Genomic DNA, 20,014 nt, shown 5'->3' on the forward strand with positions numbered 1-20,014 from the left:
AAAGCCTATCCATTTTCCCGGATATTCACTCCGTCCGGTCCGCCGCCCCGCTGCGGCTCGCCGGAGGGCGCGCGGGAACCCGCGCTCGGTCCGCACGCTTCCGGCGCTCCGCGTCCTGCCGCTCGTGCCAGCGCACGCTGTTGCCGTCGCGTTCGATGTCGACTGCCCGGGTCGGGTCGAACAGCCGCGTCCCGCTGGCGTCGAGACCGGGCCCGGCGACGTCGACCGCCGGGATGTAGCGCGCCTCGTTGCTGCCCCCGCCGATCCCCCGCAGCCTCCGTTTGCGCGTGCCGCTGCCGAAGTACAGGCGGGGAGCGAGGCCGCGGTTGGGCTCACGGGTCTCCTCGGCGATCACCTGGTGGGTCGAGCGGTCGAAGACGATCACCCGGTCCGCGAGCAGCCCCGGAGGCATCCCTCCCGCGTCCCGGCTCCGCGGCACCGCGGGGATCCGCACCGCGACCCGGTTGGCCGCGGCGAACGCCGGCGGCAGGTCGACGACCGTCACCCGCGAGCTCTCGGCCAGCGCCTCGAAGGCGGCGGCCTGCTGCTCCCCCGAGAGCTGCGGGGAGGTGGCCAGGTCGATCAGCGCCCAGCTCCGCTCGGTCGCCGGCGACAGCGTGCTGGTCCGATTCCCGAGGCCGGCCGCCGCCTGCACCGCCCACGCCCGCTGGCGGGCTGCGAGCCGGCCCTTCACCCAGCGGACGAGGGCATCCGGCTCCCGCGGGACGACCTGCGGGTCGGCGACCACGCCCGACACCCCGAAGCCGGCATCGTCGATGATCGTGGGCTTGCCGCTGCTGGCCGGCAGGACGTGCGTCCCGGGCCCGCTGTCGTCTCCGCGCAGCGACGCGAGCACCCCCGCCGACCGCAGCAACGGCTCGTTCTCAATCGCCCGCGGCGGCCGCATGCGGCCGTCCTGGTACGACTCGCCCCGCGGACCGCTCCAGACGTCCCGGACCCACTCGGTCTCCAGCACCGCCCGCTCGACCGAGCAGCTGCTGCACCGTCGTCCCTCCAGCGCCAGCCGCTGCACGCTCACCGTCCGCGACCAGCGCCAGCCGGCGGGCGCGGGGTTGCGGCGGGTCGCATCGGCGGCAGCCGACAGCAGCTCGCGGGCGCCGGCCTCGCCGACGAACGTCCCCGGGTGGCCCCGTTCGAAGGCGGTGATCGCGATCACGCTGACCGCCACGACGACGGTCCCGCTGATGCCGGCGACCAGCGGCCGGCGGCGTCGAGGACGGTCGCGCTCCCGGCGCGACGCCGCGGTACGGACGTCGCGGACGTGGCGGTCGTCGACGGTCCCCGGCTCACGCAGCGGCGCGAACAGCTCGCGCACGGCGTCGTCATCGTCACGCATCGTGGTCTCCTGTGACCGTGCGGGTGTCGAGGTGGTCGCGCAATGCGGCCCGCCCCCGTGAGAGCAGCGCCCGGACGCTGCCGGGACGACAGCCGATCGCCGCGGCGATCCGGTCGTCGTCGAGGTCGTGGACGTAGCGCAGGGTCAGCGCCGCCCGTTGACGCTCCGGGAGCCGGGCCAGCAGCCGATCGAGGTCGTCGCCCGGCGTCGTCGGCTCCTGCTCGCCGCGACCGCTCAGCGCCATGTGGTCCTCCTCGACCGACCGGCGCCGACGGCCACGCCGGACCGCGCGCAGGGCGGCCCGGGTCGCCGAGCGGTAGAGCCAGGCGTCGAGCGCGTCCGCGTCGCGGAGCCGGTGCACGTGGCGGACCGCCTCGATCGCGACCTCCTGGGCGACGTCGTCAGCGGTCGCGTGATCCCCGGCCAGCACGCCGAGAGCAGTCCGGCGACCGACGTCGAGCGCGCGCCGGGCGACGTGATCGAGGTCGAACGGGACCGTCGCCGCTCCTGGTGAAGCGGCGACGGTCCGTACGCAGCGAGGTGGTCGTCCACCGACCACCGGCGCCCCCTGCTCGGGCAGCGAGCCCGAGGAGAGCGCCTCGCGGTCGGTGGTCACTGGAGCTCCTGGTCGGGACGGGACGTAGGCACCTCAAGACGTAGAGGCGCGTGCCCCCGCGTTCTGTTGCGTCGATCCTTGCCGCTGCCCCGTCGGGCGCGCGCCACTTCCCACCCGCCGCTGCCCGGGCCCCGTCGGCCGACCCCCCGGGCGGGGGGCCACGACGGCGAGCCAGGGATAGGATCCGCCCCTCATGCGCAACCCTCGTGACTTCTTCAAGCCGCTGGCCGTCGGAGCGCCGGAGCCGCTACGCGAGATCCCCGTGCCCCCGTCGCGGATGATCCACTTCTTCGACCCGAGCAACGAGAAGATGCGGGCGAAGCTGCCGGACATCGCCGCCAAGGCCGACATCGTCCTGGGCAACCTCGAGGACGCGGTGCCGATCGACCGCAAGGAGTCGGCCCGCGCCGGCCTGGTCGAGGTCGGCAAGACCGCAGACCTCGGCGGCACGCCGCTGTGGACGCGCGTCAACTCGCTCGAGAGCCCCTGGGTCCTCGACGACCTGACGACGCTGGTGACCGAGATCGGCAACCAGCTCGACGTGATCATGATCCCGAAGGTCGAAGGCGCGCAGGACATCCACTACGTCGACCGCCTGGTCGCGCAGCTGGAGGCCAAGGCCGGCGTCACGCGGCCGATCATGCTCCACGCGATCCTCGAGACCGCCTCGGGGATGGCGAACGTCGAGGAGATCGCCGGCGCCTCGCCGCGGATGCAGGGCATCTCGCTCGGGCCGGCCGACCTCGCCGCCTCGCGCCGGATGAAGACCACCCGCGTCGGCGGCGGTCACCCGGGCTACGTCTCGATCAGCGACCCGACCTCGGCCGACGACCTCGAGGCCGGCCGCGTCCGCGCTCAGCAGGACCCGTGGCACTACACCGTCGCCCGCATGGTCGACGCCTGCGTCGCCAACGGGATCCTCCCGTTCTACGGGCCGTTCGGCGACATCAAGGACGTCGTCGCCTGCGAGGCCCAGTTCCGCGCCGCCTTCATCCTCGGCTGCGTCGGCACCTGGTCGCTGCACCCGGTCCAGATCGCGATCGCCAAGAAGGTCTTCTCGCCCGACCCGGACGAGATCGCCTTCGCCAAGAAGATCATCGAGGCGATCCCCGACGGCAAGGGCGTCCACATGATCGACGGCAAGATGCAGGACGACGCCTCCTGGAAGCAGGCCAAGGTGCTCGTCGAGCTGGCCGAGCAGCTGGCCGAGAACGACGACGAGCTCAAGGCCGCGTACGGGTTCTAGGACGCCAGCGGAACCGTCGCCCGGGAGCATTAGACTCCCGGGCAATGGCCCCCCACGACGCCTTCGGTCGGCCCCTCGACGAGCCCGATCCGACCGAACGGCTGCGCGCGAGCGAGGCCCGCACGGCCCCCGCCGCCGCCAGGAGCACCCGGTCGGGACCAGGCGACCAGCGACCAGATCGCCGAGCATCCGGGCACGGTGCCCTCCGGCTGCTGGCCACGCTCGTCCTGCTCGCCGGCGGCGGGGCCGCGGTGGCCTCCACGCTGAGCCGCGCGGTCGACCGCGCCCACGACGACCAGCGGGTCGCCGAGCACGAGCTGGCCAAGGATCCTCTCGGCCCCCGCTCGCTTCTCCGCACGGTGGCCTTGCGGCAGGCGATGGAGCGGCTCCGGGACGAGGCCGACCCGGACGAGCGGATGACCAACCTCAGCGCCACGCCCGAGCGGGTGCTGGTGACGCTCGTCGACGCCCAGGACCAGCAGCGCTGGCTCTCGATCGGGGCCACCGGCGGCGTCCGCTCGACCGACCTCAACTCGACCGCGAGCGGCGACGTGGCCGCCCCGCTCTCCGTGCTCAGCACGATCGATCCCGCGCCCGCGACCCGCTTCCTCGCCCGCAAGTACGCCGCGCTGCAGCCGCACGCGCGCGAACCAACGCTGGCCCTGATCGTGACCAGCGTCTCGAGCAGCACCACCACGGTCTCCTCGACCGGGGCGCAGGCCGGGATCCCCCAGACCACCACGGGCAAGGTCCGGTACCGGTACCGCTGGTCGATCGGCTTCCGCGGCGTCCGCCAGGCCGACGCCAACTGGCTGCTGAACCGCGACGGAAAGCTGGACCGATGACCGCCTCCGCCCCCGTGGCCCGCCGCCGCAATCCGCTGTGGCCGCTGCTCGGCGCGCTCCTGATCGTCGCCGCCGCCTGCCTGATCAGCAACGCCGCCTTCGAGGTCTCCCGTGGGCCCTCCGAGTGCGGGGGCGACGCCGCCGCCTGCCCCGAGGGCTTCGTCTTCGGGCTGCTGGCCGGCGTCGGCTCGGTCTTCCTGATCGCCCCGATCGGGGTCGTGCTGCTCACCCGCGCGCTTCCGAACGCGATCCTGATCGCGCTCACGCTCTGCTTCGGCGGCGCCGCGGCCGGCTGCTACGTCGCCGGATTCGTCGCCGACCCGGTCACCGACAGCACCGCCGGGTACTGGGTCGGCACCGGCATCCTCGGGGTGCTGGCGCTGCTGCTGCTCTGGCCGGCGCTGCGGCTGAGCGTTCCCGCCCACGGCGAACGGCTGCCGACGGCGGTCGCCGAGGCCGAGAGGCGGGAGGCCGCGGCGCGGGCCGCCAAGCCGACCGCCAACGCCCCTCGTGCCTCCGTCAGCGGCAGCGTCAAGATCTCCGGCTCGCCCGCGATCGGCGACCTCCACGACCTGCTGGCCCACGGCCTCGCCAACGGCCAGCTCGCCACCGACGGTGCGAAGCGGTCGACCGATCCGAACGAGCGGGCGCGGGTCACGCACCTGATCGACCTCCACCGTCGCGGCACGCTCGACGACGACGACCTGCTGAACGCGCTCCAGGCGCTGCGGGACGCGCGCTCGGGCGGGACGACCGGCAAGGCCTGAGCCCGCGGGCTCATCCAGGCGCTGTCAGTCCGCGGCCGGGAACAGGTGCCCGGTGAGCTCCGACAGGCCGGTGACGTCGTGCACGTCCCCGGCCAGCTGGGGCACCAACAGCACCGGCTCCTCCCCCGCCACGCCGGCCGCGAGGTGTGCCGCGACCAGCTGCTCGTCGCGCTCGGCCTCGTGGCGGACGCGTTCGTAGATCGCCGCCGCCGCGTCGGCGACCGCCGGGTCCTCGAGCGCGTCGCGGAGCGCCTCGCGGACCGTCTCGGGATCCGCGTCGGCGTCCGCCTGCGGCATCCGGTTGACGACCAGTCCGCCGTAGTGGATGTCGCGGCCCTCCAGGGTCCGGCGGAAGGCGGTGGCCTCGTCGAGCGAGTCCGGTCGCGGCGAGGCGACGAGCAGGAAGACGGTCCGGCGCTCGGCCAGCAGCAGCCCGACCGCCTTCGCCCGCTGGCTGAAGCCGGCCGACATCCCGCCGAGCGCGGTGAAGAACTCGGTCAGGTCGGAGAGCAGGTCCATGCCCGTGACCCGCTTGAGCAGCCCGGTGAAGACGTTCGCCCCGCGCCCGAGCAGGCCGAGTCCGCCGGCCGCCGGCCGCAGCAGCAGTTGGAGCGCCCGCGAATCGAGGAACGAGTGCAGCCGCTGGGGCGCGTCGAGGAAGTCGAGCGCGTTGCGGGTCGGCGGCGTGTCGAGCAGGACCACGTCCCAGCGCTCGGTGGCCAGCAGCTCCTGGAGCTTCTCGACCGCCATGTACTCCTGGGTCCCGGCCACGACGCTCGAGAACTCGCGGTAGACGCGGTTGGCGAGGATCCGCTCGGCGGCCTCGGGCGTCTCGGAGTAGCGCCGGATCAGCCCGTCCCAGGTCGACTTGGCGTCGAGCATCACCACCCACAGCTCGCCGGCACCGTCCCCATCGTCGGGCAGGGGCACCCGCACCGGCTCGTCGGCGCCGCCCTCGAGGCCGAGCGCGTCGGCCAGCCGGCGGGCGGGATCGATCGTGAGCACGCAGACCCGGCGGCCCTGACGGGCGAGGCCGAGGCCGATCCCGGCCGCGGTCGTGGTCTTGCCGACGCCGCCCCCGCCGGCGAGCACGACCACGCGGGCGTCGCTGGTCGTCGTGGACAGGTCGAGCGTCGAGGCGATGCGAGCGGCGCTCACCGGACCGCCTCCCCGAGCGTCGTGCCGAGCGCCTCGATCGCGCTCACGTCGAGCTCCCGATCGGCCCGCGGCAGCGTCACCAGGGGCACCCCGGGGTCGAGCCCGGCCCGCAGCCGCTGCTCCTGCCCGTCCTCCTGACGCGCCCGCCGGTCCTCGACGACGACCGCCCGCGCCACCCGCGCGGCGAGCCCGTCGTCCGGGGCGCCCGGCGACGACGACCCACCCGCCCCGGCCGGCACCGCCACCGCTCCGGCGAGCGCGGCGACGGCTGCTGCTCCCGCCTCGTCGAGCCCGGTCGTCCGGCGCTGGTTGAGGACCACGAGCCCGAGGCCGACGTCCAGCTCCGCCAGCTTGCCGGCCGTCTCCAGCGTCTCGTTGACCGGCGTCTCCTCGGGCAGCGCGCAGAGCACCACCGCGGTCCGCGAGCGGTCCTCCATGTGCGCGGAGATCTCGTCGGCGCGCTTGCGGATCGGCCCGCCGCGGGCCAGGTCGCCGTAGGTCGTCGGCGAGCGCAGCATCGCCGTCGCGTGCCCGGTCGCCGCGACGTCGACCACGACCAGGTCGTAGTCGGCGTGCTTGCGACCGCGGTCCTCGCGGGCCAGGTCCCACATCCTGTCCATCGTGCAGACCTCGCGCAGGCCGGGAGCGGCGGCGAGGGTCAGGTTGAACAGCCGGTTCTGGAACATCACCCGGTGGACCGGGCCGCCGACCTGCGCGCGCAGGAAGTCGTGGGCGGCCTGGATCGGGTCGATCGAGAGCAGCGACAGCCGCGGCCGGATCGGGGTCTCGCGGTGGCCGACCGGTGGCCGCCCGAACAGGGTCGAGAGCCGCTCGCCGCCGATCTCCGCCAGCAACGTGCGCTGTCCGGAGGCGGCGGCGTGAAGCGCGAGGGCGGCGGCGACCGTCGTCTTCCCGGTCCCTCCCTTGCCCGTCACGAGGAGCAGGCGGCGATCCAGGAGCGACATCATGTCCAGCCTACGGGGCGCTCCGGCAGAGGGAGCGCGCCGGCCGGACGGAGATCAGGCCCAGAACTTGGTGTAGGTGACGCTGTCGCCGCCGCCGACCTTGGTCGGGTCGCCGGCCGGGGAGCCGAAGATCAGCAGGTCCATGCCGTCGGGGCCGGCCTCGAACTGGCGGATGACCTCGGGGGCGATCCGCAGCGCGTCGAGCGTCTCGAGCTCGATGAAGTCGTGGTCGACCTTCACGCGGCCGCTGCCGGCGATCACGACGTGGATCTCCTCCTGCTCCTTCTGCTTGTGGCCGAAGGGCTGGCGCTGGCCGGGCTTGATCCGCTGGAAGCCGAGCGCGCTCTCCTTGCTGCCGAGGGCGGCACGGGCAAAACGGGTCTCGAGCTGGTCACCGAACCCGGCCGTGGCGGCCAGGTCCTTGATGTCGTTGACGAGATGCACCTTGGTGACGTTCGGCATGACCCCCATCGTCGCACGGACGGCGCCCCTCGTTCTTCCCGGTCCGTGGCGCGCGCAGGCCCCGCTCGTCGGCCCGAATTTGCTACGAACGGCGCTCCGCGGCGCCGGCCGACGGCGGTCGCGAAACGCCCACCCCGTCGACGATCCGCCGCTCCCGGTGGCGGAGGCCCCGGCACCCGCGGCCTGGCGGATCGACCCCGACCCTGCCAGGCTGCCTGGCGACGATGAGCCCCGCCCGCGATCCCTTCGGCCGCCCGATCGTGCCGCCGGTTTCCCCGCCCGCCGCCGATCCGAGCCCCGGCCCGTCCCCGACGGGTGCCGGCCCAGGACCCGGCTCGTCCCCGACCGGCGGACCACCCCGCCTGAAGCGCGGGTGGGGCGCCCCGATCCTCGGGATCGTCGTGATGCTCGTGCTCGGGGTGCTCCTGGCCAACACCTTCGTCTCCGGCAGCGACCGCGCGGGCTCGACCTCCGCGGTCGGCACGGCCGACGCCGGAGCGCCCAACGGCGGCGAGGACGAGCGCGAGGCCTCGCTGCTCTCACCGGCCGGCGCCCGGCGCGCGCTCGGACAGCTGCGGAGCGAGCTGCAGCCGGGCGAGCGGATCGTCTCGCTCTACCTCCGCGACGACGAGCTCGACGTCATCACCACCAACGGCCCCGACCGACCGGGACGCCGGATGACGATCGACGCCGAGGGCCTCGCCGAGAACCGCGAGCAGCCCGGCGACGCCGTCCACCGCGGCCTCACGATCGCCCAGCTCGACGACGCGGCCCCGCAACGGCTGCTGGCCGCCGTCCACCGCGGGCTCGGCCGGGCGCCGACGGTCCAGTTCCTGCTGCTCGACGGCGGCGAGGGCGACGGCGACCCGGTCACCTGGGCCGCCTATCTCGACGGGGTCCCGTCCGCGCAGGAGCGGTGGGAGGGAGACGCCCACGGACGCCACGTCGTGCGCACGTCCGATGGTGCCCCCGCCCCCGCGCCGGGTCACCGCGGACCGGCCACCAAGCCCGCCGGCACCAACCGCTCGTCGCTGCTGCGCCGGGAGAACCTGCGGCGGGCGCTCTCGGCGGCCCGTGCCGCGACCTGGGCCGACGCGCGGGTGCTGGGTGTCGACGTCTGGCCCAACCACGCCTCGGTCACCGTCCGACGCGGCTACCGGCAGCGGCACTACACCGTCGACGCCGCGTTCGGGGTGCAACTCGACTCCCGCAGCGAGACGCCGCAGAAGGGCGGCCTGGCGTTCGCCGCGATCGACCCCGCGGGCCCGGAACGAGCGCTGGCCCGGATCAGCCGGCGGACCGGGAGGAACGCCACCAAGCGGGCCGACTACGTGATCCTCTCGCCCCGCAATCCGGTCTTCCCCGACGACCGGACCACCTGGAACGTCTACCTGCGCGGCGGCGACCCCGCCGCTCGCTACTGGCGCGCGACGGTCGATGGCCGCCGGGTCGGACGGGCCGGCGAGGCGAACGCGCCCTAGGACCGGCCGCGAATCTCGCGGCCTCCAGAGACGGCCCGTCCCGCCCGCCACCGCCCAGCGGCCGACCGGCGGTCGCCTCGCGGCGCGAACTGGAAGGATTCCGCGACATGAGCGCACTCTCCGGATCCGCCCGTCCCCTGCGGCCGCGGCGTACATGCCACTCGGTCCCCGGCTCGAGCGAGAAGTTCCTCGCCAAGGCGCCGACCCTGGCCGCCGACCAGGTCTTCCTCGACCTCGAGGACTCCGTCGCCCAGAGCGAGAAGGAGGCGGCCCGCGCCCGCATCATCGAGGCGCTCAAGACGCTCGAGTTCCCCGCCGAGAAGACCGTCGTCTTCCGCGTCAACGGGACCGACACGCCGTTCTACTACCGCGACCTGATCGACGTCGTCGAGCAGGCCGGGGACAAGATCCACGCGGTGATGCTGCCGAAGGTCCAGACCCCGGGCGACATCGAGCTGACCGACAAGCTGCTGACCCAGATCGAGCTGGCCAAGGGCTACGAGGTCGGCCGAATCGGGATCGAGGCCCAGATCGAGGACGCCAAGGGCCTCGTCAACGTCGAGCAGATCGCCGTCGCCTCCCAGCGGATGGAGACGCTGATCTTCGGGCCGGGCGACTACTCCGCCGCGATCGGGATCCCGATCACCCAGATCGGCGGCACCCCCGAGGGCTACCCCGGCGACCACCTCAACTACCTCTACTCGCGGCTCGTCGTCGCCGCCCGCGCGGCCGGCATCCAGGCGATCGACGGCCCCTACGCGGCGTTCAAGGACGAGGACGGCCTGCGCGAGCGCACGAAGCTCGTCCGCGCGCTCGGCCTCGACGGCAAGTGGACGATCCACCCCGCCCAGATCGACGTGATCAACGAGATCTTCACCCCCACGCGCGAGCAGTGGGAGAAGGCCGAGGCGATGCTGGCCGCCTACCGCGAGGCGACCGAGTCCGGCGCCGGTGCCGCGATCTTCGAGGGCGAGATGGTCGACGAGGCCAACCGCAAGATGGCCGAGCGGGTCGCCGGCCAGGGCCGCGCCGCCGGCTACTGAGCCGTTCCCGGGCGGAAGCGCGGAGGCCGGCCGGTCGTCGCGCTCCCGCCCACTGCCGGCGCGCCCCGCCCCGCCGCTACCGCGGTTCCGCGAGCCGCGCGTCGAGCGCCTCCTCGTCGGGGACGAACCAGACCTGGCTGCCGCGGTTCGACTCGCCAACGAAGTCGCGGAGGGCGTCGCTATCCGCGATCTGCTGCTCGATCGCGCCGACGATCGCGATCCGGATCCGGTAGGTCGCCGCCTTCCCGAGCACCTCCCCCGCGACGCCCGAGCGCAGCCGGAGGAACTCCGGGTCGAGCCGCGCGACCGGGATCGCCAGCATCTCGACCTCGCCGTAGCAGGCGTTGCCGATCAGGTCGGTCGTCTCGGCGTTGGCAGAGACCGGAGCCCCGTCGCTCTCGAGGTACTGGACCCGGAAGCCGTGACGGTCGTCGATGCGCATCCGACGAGCCTAGATGAGCGGTTCCACGACGTCGCCAACGTGAGGCGCGCCCAGTTTCGTAGCGCTCACGGGGGCGGCCGGCGCGAGCGCACCGTTCTGGGGACATACGCACCGCTTTCGGTGCCCTCGCAACCAGAGCGACGGCGAGAGCACCGTCGTGAAGAACGATCGTCTCGAGAGAGAGACGCGACGCCCCCGTGGTCGCCGGGCGACCGTCGAAAGCAGCCGTGACCGAGGCCCGGGATCGCGTGCGAGCCAGCCGCCGTTGGACCGCCTCACCACCCGCACCACCCGTGACACCGCGACCGGAGTCGGGTTCGAGATAGCGTGTCGGACGACGGACGGGCCCACCGCCCTTCCCGTCCCGACCACGCCGCACCCGCGCGCGTCCGGAGCCCGCCGTACCGGCGACCACGAGCGAAGCAGGCCGACAGCACACCATGAAGCTCATCTACACCTACACCGACGAGGCGCCGGCACTGGCGACCCACTCGCTGCTGCCGATCGTCAAGGCGTTCGCCGGCGCGGCCGGCGTCGCCGTCGAGACCCGCGACATCTCGTTGGCCGGGCGGATCCTGGCCCACTTCCCGGACCGTCTGACCGACGCCCAGCGGGTCCCCGACGCGCTCGCCGAGCTCGGTGCGTTGGCCAAGACGCCGGCCGCGAACATCATCAAGCTGCCGAACGTCAGCGCCTCGGTCCCCCAGCTGAAGGCCGTCATCGCCGAGCTGCAGGCGGCAGGCTTCGGGATCCCGGACTACCCGGAGAGCCCGCAGGACGACGAGCAGCGCGCCGCCCGCGCTGCCTACGACGCGGTCAAGGGCAGCGCCGTCAACCCGGTCCTGCGCGAGGGCAACTCCGACCGCCGCGCGCCTGCGTCGGTCAAGCGCTTCGCCCAGAAGCACCCGCACTCGATGGGCGCCTGGTCTTCGGACTCCAAGTCGCACGTGGCGACGATGTCCGGCGGCGACTTCCGCTCCTCCGAGCAGTCGACGACCCTCGCCGCGGCCGACGACCTGCGGATCGAGCACGTCGCCGCCGACGGCAGCGTGACCGTGCTGAAGGCCTCGACCCCGGTCCTGGCCGGCGAGATCGTCGACGCCACCGTGATGCGCCGGAGCGCGCTCGACGCGTTCCTGGCCGAGCAGATCGCCGACGCCAAGGCGCAGGGCGTGCTGTTCTCGCTGCACCTGAAGGCGACGATGATGAAGGTCTCCGACCCGATCATCTTCGGCCACGCCGTCCGCCAGTTCTTCGCCGCCGTCTTCGCCGAGCACGGCGAGACGCTGGCCGAGGTCGGCGCCGACCCCAACGACGGCCTGGCCTCGGTGCTGACCGCGCTGGAGAAGCTGCCGGCCGACAAGCGCGCCGAGATCGAGGCCGCGATCACGGCGACCTACGAGAGCGCACCGTCGGTCGCGATGGTCGACTCCGACCGCGGGATCACCAACCTCCACGTCCCCAGCGACGTGATCGTCGACGCCTCGATGCCGGCGGCGATCCGCTCGTCCGGCCAGATGTGGAACGCCGCCGGCGAGCTCCAGGACACGAAGTACGTGATCCCGGACTCGAGCTACGCGCCGCTCTACGCCGAGACGATCGACTTCTGCCGCGAGCACGGCGCCTTCGACCCGGCGACGATGGGCACGACCCCCAACGTCGGCCTGATGGCGCAGAAGGCCGAGGAGTACGGTTCGCACGACAAGACCTTCGAGATCGCCGCGGCCGGATCCGTCCGGGTCGTCGACTCGTCGGGCGCGACGCTGCTCGAGCACGCGGTCGAGGCCGGGGACATCTGGCGTGCCTGCCAGGCCAAGGACGCCCCGATCGCCGACTGGGTCCGCCTGGCCGTCGAGCGGGCTCGCGCGACCGGCGCCCCGGCCGTCTTCTGGCTCGACGAGACCCGCGCCCACGACGCCGAGGTCCTCAAGAAGGTCAAGGCGTACCTGCTGGAGCACGACACCGACGGGCTCCAGATCGAGATCAAGAACGTCGCCGACGCGACCCGCTTCACGCTCGAGCGGGCCAAGCGCGGCGAGGACACGATCTCCGTCACGGGCAACGTCCTGCGCGACTACCTGACCGACCTGTTCCCGATCCTCGAGCTGGGCACGAGCGCCAAGATGCTCTCGATCGTCCCGCTGATGCAGGGCGGCGGCCTCTTCGAGACCGGTGCCGGCGGCTCGGCCCCGAAGCACGTCCAGCAGTTCGAGAAGGAGAACCACCTCCGCTGGGACTCGCTCGGCGAGTTCCTGGCGCTGGCGGTCTCGCTCGAGTTCCTGTCCACGAAGACCGACAACCCGCGCGCGGGGATCCTCGGTCGGACCCTCGACGAGGCGACCGGCAAGCTGCTGGAGACGGGCAAGTCGCCGTCGCGCAAGGCCGGCGAGCTGGACAACCGCGGCAGCCACTTCTACCTGGCGCTCTACTGGGCCCAGGCGCTGGCCGCCCAGACCGACGACGCCGAGCTGGCCGCCGCGTTCGCCGCGCTGGCCGAGCGGCTGGCCGCCGACGAGCAGGCGATCGTCGCCGAGCTGGCCATGGTCCAGGGTGCCCCGGTCGACCTCGGCGGCTACTACTTCGTCGACCGCAAGCTCGCCGACCAGGCGATGCGCCCGAGCGCGACGTTCAACGCCGCGATCGACGCGCTGTAGGAGGACGCCGCCGCGCCCGACCGGGGCGCGGCGGTTCCTCAGCCGTTCTTCTGCGCGGCCAGCGCCTTCTGCTTGGCCGCCGTCTTGGAGATGACCTGGCCGATCAGCTTCAGGTACTCCTCGACTCCGGAGGCCCGGAACTTGCCGTGGTCCCAGGCGCGGACCCAGGCCTGCAGGTCGTCGAGCTCGATCAGCTCGTTGAGCAGGTCGCGGCGGATGTCGACCGTGACCCGGGCGTCGGGCGTGATCGCCTTGGTGACCTTCGGCCCCGGCATCTGGATCCGGATCAGCTGGGTGTCGCGCCCGCCGTGGACTTCCGCTGCGGCGATGATCTTCAGCGGCTTGAGGGCCGGCACGTGCTCCAGCAGCTGCTTCAGGGCGGTTTCGACCGCGGTGCGGGAGTCAGGGTTCGACATGGACGAACTCTACCGCCGGTCCTCGGCCGGTGCCTGCGGCGCAGCGCCCGTTGCCGAGCGGGTTCCGCAGACGGCTCCGGTCAGCCACGGTTCGCGGCGTCCGTCGGCCACTCCCGGGCCAGCAGGGCGTAGACGACCTCGTCCGACCATTCGCCCTTGAGGCGCTTGTTCTCGACCAGATGCGCCTCGCGGCGCATGCCCAATCGCTCCATCAAGCCGGCCGAGGCACCGTTGCGCGCATCGGTGCTACCGACGATCCGGCGCAGCCCGACCGTCGCGAAGCCCAGCTCGAGCGTCGCCGCTCCCGCCTCGCGCGCGTAACCCCGACGCTGGTGGTCGCGGTGGAAGATGAAGCCGATCTCGCCGGTCCGGGTGTCGCGGTCGTGCCAGTACAGCGACATCTCCCCGATCAGCTCGCCGGTCTCCCGGAGCACCACCGCGAGCGCGAACGCGTCGTCCTCGTCGACGAGCAGGGTCTCGCGGCGTCGGCGCTCCAGCAGCTCCGCTGCCTCGTCGAGCGAGCGGGTCTCCCGCGGCACATAGCGGACGGCGTCGGGGTCGCCGTAGAGCCCGTGCAGCGCTTCGAGGTCGTCGGCGGTGAACAGGCGCAGCTGGAGACGCTCGGTCTCGATCGGAAAGCTCGGCGTGGCCATCGAAGGCGATCATCGCAGCCCGAGCAGGCCTCTCCCGCCGGATCGCTTCCGTACCCTCTGGCGGGTGCCCGAGCTGCCCGAAGTCGAAGCCGCCCGCGCGCTCGCCGAGCGCTGGACCGTCGGCCGCACGATCGTCGCGGTCGACGACACCGACGAGTGGGTCTGCCGCCCGCACGAGCCGGGCGAGATCGCCCAGGCGATCGTCGGTCACCGCGTCGAGGCAGCTCACCGGGTCGGCAAGTCGATGTGGCTGGAGCTGGACGACGGCCACCGGCTCGGCCTCCACCTGGGAATGGCCGGACGGCTGGTCGGCCTGGCCCCGGAGGGCGTTGGCCCCGACCACGAGACGACGGCGCTCTCCCCCGGCGGCGCCTCCGACGTCTCCGGCACCGAGCTGGCGGACGCCGTCACCCGCCGCGTCACCCGCCTCGATACGGCCGTCGCCGCCGCGCACGGGCTGCCCGACGCCGCCGGCGAGCCGCTGACCGTCGCTGAGCGGACCGCCTGGTCGATGCCGGCCCGGAGCGGCGCGCGGACCCTGCCCGGCGACGGCTCGTGGACGCGACTGGCCCTCGACCTCGACGACGGCGGTCGGCTGCTGCTGTTCGACAAGCGCCGACTCTCGCGGGTTCGCCTCGATCCCGACCTCTCGCACCTCGGTCCGGACGCGCTGACCGTCGACGTCGACGCGTTCGTCGAGCGGGTCGGGCGCGGCAGCGCGCCGCTGAAGGCCCGGCTGATGGACCAGTCGACGATCGCCGGAGTCGGCAACCTGCTCTGCGACGAGGTCCTCTGGCAGGCCGAGCAGCCGCCGCTGCGTCCGGCGGGCGACCTCGACCGGGCCGAGCTGGAGCAGCTCCACGAGGTCCTGATCGCCTGCACGAAGGCGGCGATGGTCAACGGCGGCGTCCACACCGGCGACGTGATCGACCACCGTCGCAAGGACGAGCACTGCCCCCGCTGCGGCGCCGAGATGGTCCGCGGCACCGTCGGCGGCCGGACGACCTGGTGGTGCTCGTTCGAGCAGCAGTGGCCGCCGGGCGAGGACGACTAGCGGTCGACTCGACGCAGCTCCGCTCCGGGAGCGGGGCCCAGTACCAGCGGTGGGCGCGCCCTCGTTCGCTTCGAGGTCGACCACCGTCCAGGTGGCAAAGCTCGTGGAGAGCGATGCGGGTGGTCTACCTCCCGACGGCCTTGCTCCCGCTGGCACCACCTCTTCCCCATCGATTCGGCTCCTGCGTGTCCAACGCAGCACCCCACCTGACGCGAGAACAGGACCACGAACCGTCAAACATTGGTCCGAACTGGCCCACCACAGCCCACCGAACGGCTGTACGCCATCTCGAGGTCACTACGGTCTGCTTCGATGCGATTCAGTTACGCCCCGCCGGGCCGACCAACTCCTCACCGTTCAGCGCACCTGGCCACAGCAGTCGCTCGGTGGCGTCGGCTCGCCGTCCTCGCATTGCTGGTCCTTGGATTGGGCTTCGGAGGTGCCGGCGGAGCGCTCGCTTCCGCAGCCGGACTGCCGTCGCTGAGCGACGGCGCGATCCGCATAGGTGGTTCTCCAATGATCGCCGCCGGTGGGAAACACGGTTGCGGGATCCGAACCGACGGCACCGCTACCTGCTGGGGCGACAACACCGACGGACAGACGAACGTCCCGCCGGGCGTCACGTTCACCGCGATCACCGCCGGTACCTCCCACAGCTGCGGGATCGAGACCAACGGCACCGCCACCTGCTGGGGCAACACCGCCGACGGACGGACGAGCGTCCCACCGGGCGAGCGCTTCACTGCCATCACCGCCGGCGCCAAGCACAGCTGCGGGATCCGGACCGACAACACCGCCACCTGCTGGGGCGACAACACCGACGGGCAGGCGGCGGCCCCGCAAGGCGAGCGCTTCACCGCGATCACCGCCGGCGCTGCGCACACGTGCGGAATCAAGACCGACGGCACCGCCAGCTGCTGGGGTGCGTCCGGCAACGGACGCTCGGCCGTCCCGGCGGGTGCACGCTTCACCGCGATCACCGCCGGCGCTGCGCACACGTGCGGGATCAAGACCGACGGCACCGCCAGCTGCTGGGGCGACAACGCCTACGGACAGACGAACGCCCCGTCGGGCGAGCACTTCACCGCGATCACCGCCGGCGCTGCGCACACGTGCGGGATCAAGACCGACGGCAACGCCAGCTGCTGGGGCACCGACGCCGACGGACAGACGGAGGTCCCGCCGGGCATCACGTTCACGGCGATCACCGCCGGTGCTTCCCACGGATGCGGGATCAAGACCAACGGCACCGTCAGCTGCTGGGGCAGCAGCGCCGACGAACGCACGATCGCGCCGCCGGGCCAGTTCGGCTACGGCCAGATCGAAGTCGGCGAGGTCCACAGCTGTGGGCTGAAGACCAACGGAACCGCTGTTTGCTGGGGGTACAACTATGCCGGCCAGGCGGCGGTCCCGGCGGACACGCAATTCACCGTCGTCAGTGCCGGCAACGACCACAGCTGCGGAATCCGCACCGACGGCACCGCCACCTGCTGGGGCGACAACACCTACGGACAGACGAACGCCCCGCCGGGCGAGCGCTTCACCGCCCTCAGCGTCGGTGCGCAGTCCAGCTGCGGGATCCGGACCGACGGCACCGCCACCTGCTGGGGCGCCAGCTACTACGGGCAGACGAACGTCCCGCCGGGCGTGACCTTCACGGCGGTCAGCGTCGGTTTGTACGGCAGTTGCGGACTCAAGACCGACGGCACCGCCGTCTGCTGGGGCGACGACAGCTACGGAAAGCCGATGACGGTCCCGCCCGGCCTCGAGCTCACCGCCATCACGTCGTCCGGCCAGCTCCACAACTGCGGAATCCGCACCGACGGCACCGCCGTCTGCTGGGGCGACAACACCTACGGACAGACGAACGCCCCGCCGATCGAACGCTTCAGCGCCATCAGCGCCGGCCGCCGGACCAGCTGCGGGATCCGGGCCGACGGCACCGCCGTCTGCTGGGGCGACGACTTCGGCGGCACGATCACCCCGCCCACCGACGAGCACTTCACCGCCATCAGCGTCGGTGTCGATCACGTCTGCGGGATCAAGACCGATGGGGCCACGCTCTGCTGGGGCAACGACCTCTACGGGCAACTGGGCGGGGCTCCGCGGTTCATCAGCGCCCCGCCGGCGGCCGCGGTGCCGCAGGGCCCCTACACACACAGGTTCCAGGCCACCCCGAGGTCGGACTCGTACGGGAACGGGTCGACGACGTACCGGGTCACCGACGGCCAGCTTCCGCCGGGCCTCACCCTGGACGCCGCCACGGGGGAGCTCTCCGGCACACCGACCGAGGAGGGAGCCTTCTCCGGTACGGTCACGGCTTCCAACGCCTACTTCGCGCCCGACGCGACCCAGGCGTTCTCCTTCACGGTGGACATCACTCCGCCGGCGACACCGACCCTGACCGCCAGCGACCCCACCTCGCCCTCCCGCGTACAGACGCCGAGGCTGATCGGCACGGCCGAGCCCGGCACGACGGTCCAGATCTACAGCAACAGCAGTTGCACCCGCAGCGAGGCCATGGGCTCCGCGGCGACCTTCGCCTCGCCCGGTCTGTGGATCAGCTTCGGCCTCAGCAACCGCACCACGACCTTCTTCGCGACGGCGACCGACGCGGTCGGCAACGTCTCCGACTGCTCCAAGGGACTGACGTACGTCAGCGACCAGAGCCCGCCCCTTGCCCCGACCCTGAACCGCCCGGCCTCGCCGTCCCGCGAGCTGTCCCCGATGCTGACCGGCAAGGCCGAGGCCGACTCGACGGTCCGGATCTACACCGGCGGCAACTGCACCGGGATCCCCGTGGTGACCGGGGCAGCCTCCGCGCTGGCCGCCCCCGGCCTGCAGGTCACGGTCGTGGCCGATTCGAACACGACGTTCAGCGCGACCGCCACCGACAAGGCCGGCAACGTGTCGACGTGCTCGGCGGGCGTCACGTACGTCAACGACCGCACCCCACCCGCGGTACCGGTCCTCGGCCGGCTCGATCCGGCCTCGCCGGGCACCGCGCTGACGGTCCGCATCACCGGGCAGACCGAGTACTACCCGCAGGTACGCATTTACACCACCGACACCTGCACGGGAGCACCGGCGGCGACCGGAAGCGCTACGCAGTTCGCCAGCCCAGGGCTGGCGGTCACCGTTGCCGCTGACGCCACGACGACGCTCTACGCGACCGCGACCGATGACGCCGGCAATGTCTCGGCCTGCTCGACCGGACTCTCGTACCGCAACGACCGCACGGCACCGGATGCTCCGGCCCTGACGGGCACCAGCCCGGCGTCGCCCGCGCAGAGCCTGACGCCCAGGATCCTCGGGGCCGCCGAGCCGGGCTCGACCGTGCGGGTCTACGACGACGCCAGCTGCACCGGCACGCCGCTGGCGACCGGCAGCGCCGGCGATCTCGCGAGCCCCGGTCTCCAGGTCACCGTCGGTTCGGAGAAGACCACCCGTCTCTACGCGACCGCGACCGACCAGGTCGGGAACGTCTCGGCGTGCTCCGGCGCGCTCGCGTACCGCAACGACCGCACCGCGCCCGACACACCCATCCTGCTCCGTACCGACCCCGCACCGCCGGCGCAGAGCCTCACGCCGCGCGTGGTCGGGTCGGCGGAGCCCGGAGCCACGGTCCAGATCTACGGCAACGCCAACTGCTCCGGCGCGCCCTTGACGACCGGCGCCGCCGACGCCTTCGCCGACTCCGGCCTGATCGTCACGGTCACGGCCGACAGAACCACCACGTTCTCCGCCACCGCGACCGACGAGGCCGGCAACGTCTCGCTCTGCACCACCACCGGGCTGGCGTACCGCAACGACCACACCCCGCCGCCGGCCCCGACGCTGTGGATCAACCGAACCTCACCGGGCACGGCGCTCGAGATCCGGATCCTCGGCGAAGCCGAAGGCGAGTCGACGGTCCGCGTCTACGCCAACGAGAGCTGCGCCGGTCGGCCGCTGGCGACGCTGACGGCGAGCAAGCTGGCCGAGCTCGGGCTCGCCGAGACCGTGTCCGCCAACAGCTCGAACCGCTATTCCGCCACCGCCACCGACCAGGTCGGAAACGTCTCGGGCTGTTCGCAGCCGGTGAGCTACACGCACCGCCCGGACCCCGTCCCCGATCCGCCGTTGGTTCCGGACCCGCCGACCGCCCCCACCCCGCCGACGGTTCCCACCCCACCGTCGAATCCCACCCCGCCGTCCGTCCCCGGCCCGCAGCCCGAGCCATCCCCGACGACGTGCATGACCGGCAAGCTCACCCTGACCACGCTCACCCGGACCGGCAGCGGCCGACGTGAACGGCTCCTCGTCGCCGGCCTCGCCGACCCCGCCTTCGCCGGCCAGAAGCTGACCGTCAGCGTGCAGGACCGCCCCGGGGCCAAGGCCCGACCGGCGGGATCGGCCAGCGTCAGCGCAGGCGGCAGCTACCAGCTCACGATCGCGGCCCCGAGCGGACGGAAGGCGGCGAAGAGCCGCTACCTCGTCCAGCTCGCCAACGGCGTCAAGACGGCCGCACGCGAGCCCGACCGCGGCGTCGTCCTGCGCTCCCAGAAGATCGAGCAGAACGGCCAGGTCCGGATCACCGCGACGCTCCCGGCGAGCAAGCCGGGCACCGCCGTCCGGATCCAGCGCGAGATCGCCTGCCAGGCCGGACGCACGACGGTCGCGACGGTCAAGACCAACGGCAAGCGCCAGATCGCGGCGACCCTCCCGGCGGTCGAGGGGCAGGCCGCGATCTACCACCTCAGCGGGGGCGGCGGGCGAGCGACGCTCACCGTGCCCGCGCGCTGACCAGGCACCGCGGGTACGGTCGGCAGAGGGTCTTCGCTCGCGGAGCGCAGGACCTCTGCCGCTCCCGCCG

General features: G+C 72.8%; 16 protein-coding genes. 8 read left to right on the forward strand and 8 right to left on the reverse strand.

Translation table 11 applies throughout. The features are described from left to right. Window positions 1-25: 25 nt before the first annotated feature. Both ACVUH9_RS16105 and ACVUH9_RS16110 read right to left on the reverse strand, forming a co-directional pair. Window positions 26-1,357 (reverse strand): hypothetical protein, encoded by a 1,332-nt coding sequence (locus ACVUH9_RS16105; RefSeq protein WP_475758693.1) that lies wholly within the window; start codon window positions 1,355-1,357, stop codon window positions 26-28. After that, window positions 1,350-1,973 carry an RNA polymerase sigma factor gene (locus ACVUH9_RS16110; protein WP_475758695.1) on the reverse strand — a complete coding sequence of 208 codons (624 nt, stop codon included), beginning with the start codon at window positions 1,971-1,973 and terminating at the stop codon, window positions 1,350-1,352. Before ACVUH9_RS16110 ends, ACVUH9_RS16105 begins: the two co-directional genes overlap by 8 nt. A 193-nt stretch (window positions 1,974-2,166) precedes the next feature. Between ACVUH9_RS16110 and ACVUH9_RS16115 the strand changes: the two genes are divergently transcribed. From ACVUH9_RS16115 to ACVUH9_RS16125, 3 genes are read left to right on the forward strand one after another with little or no spacing between them, the layout of a single operon-like run. After that, a complete protein-coding gene (locus ACVUH9_RS16115; protein WP_475758697.1) occupies window positions 2,167-3,219 on the forward strand; it encodes an HpcH/HpaI aldolase/citrate lyase family protein in 1,053 nt (350 codons plus the stop codon). A gap of 44 nt (window positions 3,220-3,263) precedes the next feature. Further along, window positions 3,264-4,064 (forward strand): hypothetical protein, encoded by an 801-nt coding sequence (locus tag ACVUH9_RS16120; protein ID WP_475758699.1) that lies wholly within the window; start codon window positions 3,264-3,266, stop codon window positions 4,062-4,064. Next, window positions 4,061-4,831 carry a hypothetical protein gene (locus ACVUH9_RS16125; RefSeq protein WP_475758701.1) on the forward strand — a complete coding sequence of 257 codons (771 nt, stop codon included), beginning with the start codon at window positions 4,061-4,063 and terminating at the stop codon, window positions 4,829-4,831. Before ACVUH9_RS16120 ends, ACVUH9_RS16125 begins: the two co-directional genes overlap by 4 nt. Before the next feature lie 24 nt (window positions 4,832-4,855). Here the strand turns inward: ACVUH9_RS16125 and ACVUH9_RS16130 are convergent, their stop codons facing one another. The 3 genes from ACVUH9_RS16130 to ACVUH9_RS16140 are packed head-to-tail and all read right to left on the reverse strand — an operon-like array spanning window position 4,856 to window position 7,416. Continuing rightward, on the reverse strand, window positions 4,856-5,989 hold the full coding sequence (locus ACVUH9_RS16130; RefSeq protein ID WP_475758702.1) for an ArsA family ATPase: 1,134 nt from the start codon (window positions 5,987-5,989) through the stop codon (window positions 4,856-4,858). Beyond that, window positions 5,986-6,954 carry an ArsA-related P-loop ATPase gene (locus ACVUH9_RS16135; protein ID WP_475758704.1) on the reverse strand — a complete coding sequence of 323 codons (969 nt, stop codon included), beginning with the start codon at window positions 6,952-6,954 and terminating at the stop codon, window positions 5,986-5,988. The genes ACVUH9_RS16130 and ACVUH9_RS16135 overlap by 4 nt, the downstream gene beginning before the upstream one ends. 54 nt (window positions 6,955-7,008) lie before the next feature. After that, complete coding sequence (locus ACVUH9_RS16140; protein WP_475758706.1) at window positions 7,009-7,416, reverse strand: cupin domain-containing protein; 408 nt, start codon at window positions 7,414-7,416, stop codon at window positions 7,009-7,011. A 224-nt stretch (window positions 7,417-7,640) separates the two neighbouring features. On the opposite strand from ACVUH9_RS16140, the gene ACVUH9_RS16145 reads away from it, so the two are divergent. After that, window positions 7,641-8,897 (forward strand): hypothetical protein, encoded by a 1,257-nt coding sequence (locus ACVUH9_RS16145; RefSeq protein ID WP_475758708.1) that lies wholly within the window; start codon window positions 7,641-7,643, stop codon window positions 8,895-8,897. A gap of 107 nt (window positions 8,898-9,004) precedes the next feature. Next, on the forward strand, window positions 9,005-9,940 hold the full coding sequence (locus ACVUH9_RS16150) for an HpcH/HpaI aldolase/citrate lyase family protein (protein WP_475758710.1): 936 nt from the start codon (window positions 9,005-9,007) through the stop codon (window positions 9,938-9,940). 76 nt (window positions 9,941-10,016) lie between these two features. On the opposite strand, the gene ACVUH9_RS16155 is transcribed toward ACVUH9_RS16150, so the two are convergent. Beyond that, window positions 10,017-10,382 carry a DUF4180 domain-containing protein gene (locus ACVUH9_RS16155; RefSeq protein ID WP_475758712.1) on the reverse strand — a complete coding sequence of 122 codons (366 nt, stop codon included), beginning with the start codon at window positions 10,380-10,382 and terminating at the stop codon, window positions 10,017-10,019. Between the two features lie 440 nt (window positions 10,383-10,822). Here ACVUH9_RS16155 and ACVUH9_RS16160 point away from each other — a divergent pair, with 440 nt between their 5' ends. After that, on the forward strand, window positions 10,823-13,036 hold the full coding sequence (locus ACVUH9_RS16160) for an NADP-dependent isocitrate dehydrogenase (RefSeq protein ID WP_475758713.1): 2,214 nt from the start codon (window positions 10,823-10,825) through the stop codon (window positions 13,034-13,036). Between the two features lie 38 nt (window positions 13,037-13,074). Here ACVUH9_RS16160 and ACVUH9_RS16165 read toward each other — a convergent pair whose 3' ends face one another. Together ACVUH9_RS16165 and ACVUH9_RS16170 are read right to left on the reverse strand one after the other, a co-directional pair. Beyond that, window positions 13,075-13,452 carry a hypothetical protein gene (locus tag ACVUH9_RS16165; protein WP_475758715.1) on the reverse strand — a complete coding sequence of 126 codons (378 nt, stop codon included), beginning with the start codon at window positions 13,450-13,452 and terminating at the stop codon, window positions 13,075-13,077. An 80-nt stretch (window positions 13,453-13,532) separates the two neighbouring features. Next, window positions 13,533-14,105, reverse strand: a complete 573-nt coding sequence (locus tag ACVUH9_RS16170; RefSeq protein WP_475758717.1) for a GNAT family N-acetyltransferase — start codon at window positions 14,103-14,105, stop codon at window positions 13,533-13,535. A gap of 64 nt (window positions 14,106-14,169) precedes the next feature. Between ACVUH9_RS16170 and ACVUH9_RS16175 the strand changes: the two genes are divergently transcribed. After that, window positions 14,170-15,159, forward strand: a complete 990-nt coding sequence (locus ACVUH9_RS16175) for an Fpg/Nei family DNA glycosylase (protein WP_475758718.1) — start codon at window positions 14,170-14,172, stop codon at window positions 15,157-15,159. Window positions 15,160-15,675: 516 nt separating this feature from the next. Continuing rightward, on the forward strand, window positions 15,676-19,944 hold the full coding sequence (locus ACVUH9_RS16180) for a putative Ig domain-containing protein (RefSeq protein ID WP_475758720.1): 4,269 nt from the start codon (window positions 15,676-15,678) through the stop codon (window positions 19,942-19,944). Window positions 19,945-20,014 lie beyond the last annotated feature (70 nt).

It is taken from the genome of Patulibacter ginsengiterrae, assembly GCF_056269115.1.

Coding starts and splice junctions, on each gene's coding strand:
- ACVUH9_RS16135 (WP_475758704.1), bottom strand. CDS start 6,954: ATGTCGCTCCTGGATCGCCGCCTGCTCCTCGTGACGGGCAAGGGAGGG.
- ACVUH9_RS16170 (WP_475758717.1), bottom strand. CDS start 14,105: ATGGCCACGCCGAGCTTTCCGATCGAGACCGAGCGTCTCCAGCTGCGC.
- ACVUH9_RS16150 (WP_475758710.1), top strand. CDS start 9,005: ATGAGCGCACTCTCCGGATCCGCCCGTCCCCTGCGGCCGCGGCGTACA.
- ACVUH9_RS16145 (WP_475758708.1), top strand. CDS start 7,641: ATGAGCCCCGCCCGCGATCCCTTCGGCCGCCCGATCGTGCCGCCGGTT.
- ACVUH9_RS16125 (WP_475758701.1), top strand. CDS start 4,061: ATGACCGCCTCCGCCCCCGTGGCCCGCCGCCGCAATCCGCTGTGGCCG.
- ACVUH9_RS16155 (WP_475758712.1), bottom strand. CDS start 10,382: ATGCGCATCGACGACCGTCACGGCTTCCGGGTCCAGTACCTCGAGAGC.
- ACVUH9_RS16120 (WP_475758699.1), top strand. CDS start 3,264: ATGGCCCCCCACGACGCCTTCGGTCGGCCCCTCGACGAGCCCGATCCG.
- ACVUH9_RS16180 (WP_475758720.1), top strand. CDS start 15,676: ATGATCGCCGCCGGTGGGAAACACGGTTGCGGGATCCGAACCGACGGC.
- ACVUH9_RS16140 (WP_475758706.1), bottom strand. CDS start 7,416: ATGCCGAACGTCACCAAGGTGCATCTCGTCAACGACATCAAGGACCTG.
- ACVUH9_RS16115 (WP_475758697.1), top strand. CDS start 2,167: ATGCGCAACCCTCGTGACTTCTTCAAGCCGCTGGCCGTCGGAGCGCCG.
- ACVUH9_RS16165 (WP_475758715.1), bottom strand. CDS start 13,452: ATGTCGAACCCTGACTCCCGCACCGCGGTCGAAACCGCCCTGAAGCAG.
- ACVUH9_RS16105 (WP_475758693.1), bottom strand. CDS start 1,357: ATGCGTGACGATGACGACGCCGTGCGCGAGCTGTTCGCGCCGCTGCGT.
- ACVUH9_RS16160 (WP_475758713.1), top strand. CDS start 10,823: ATGAAGCTCATCTACACCTACACCGACGAGGCGCCGGCACTGGCGACC.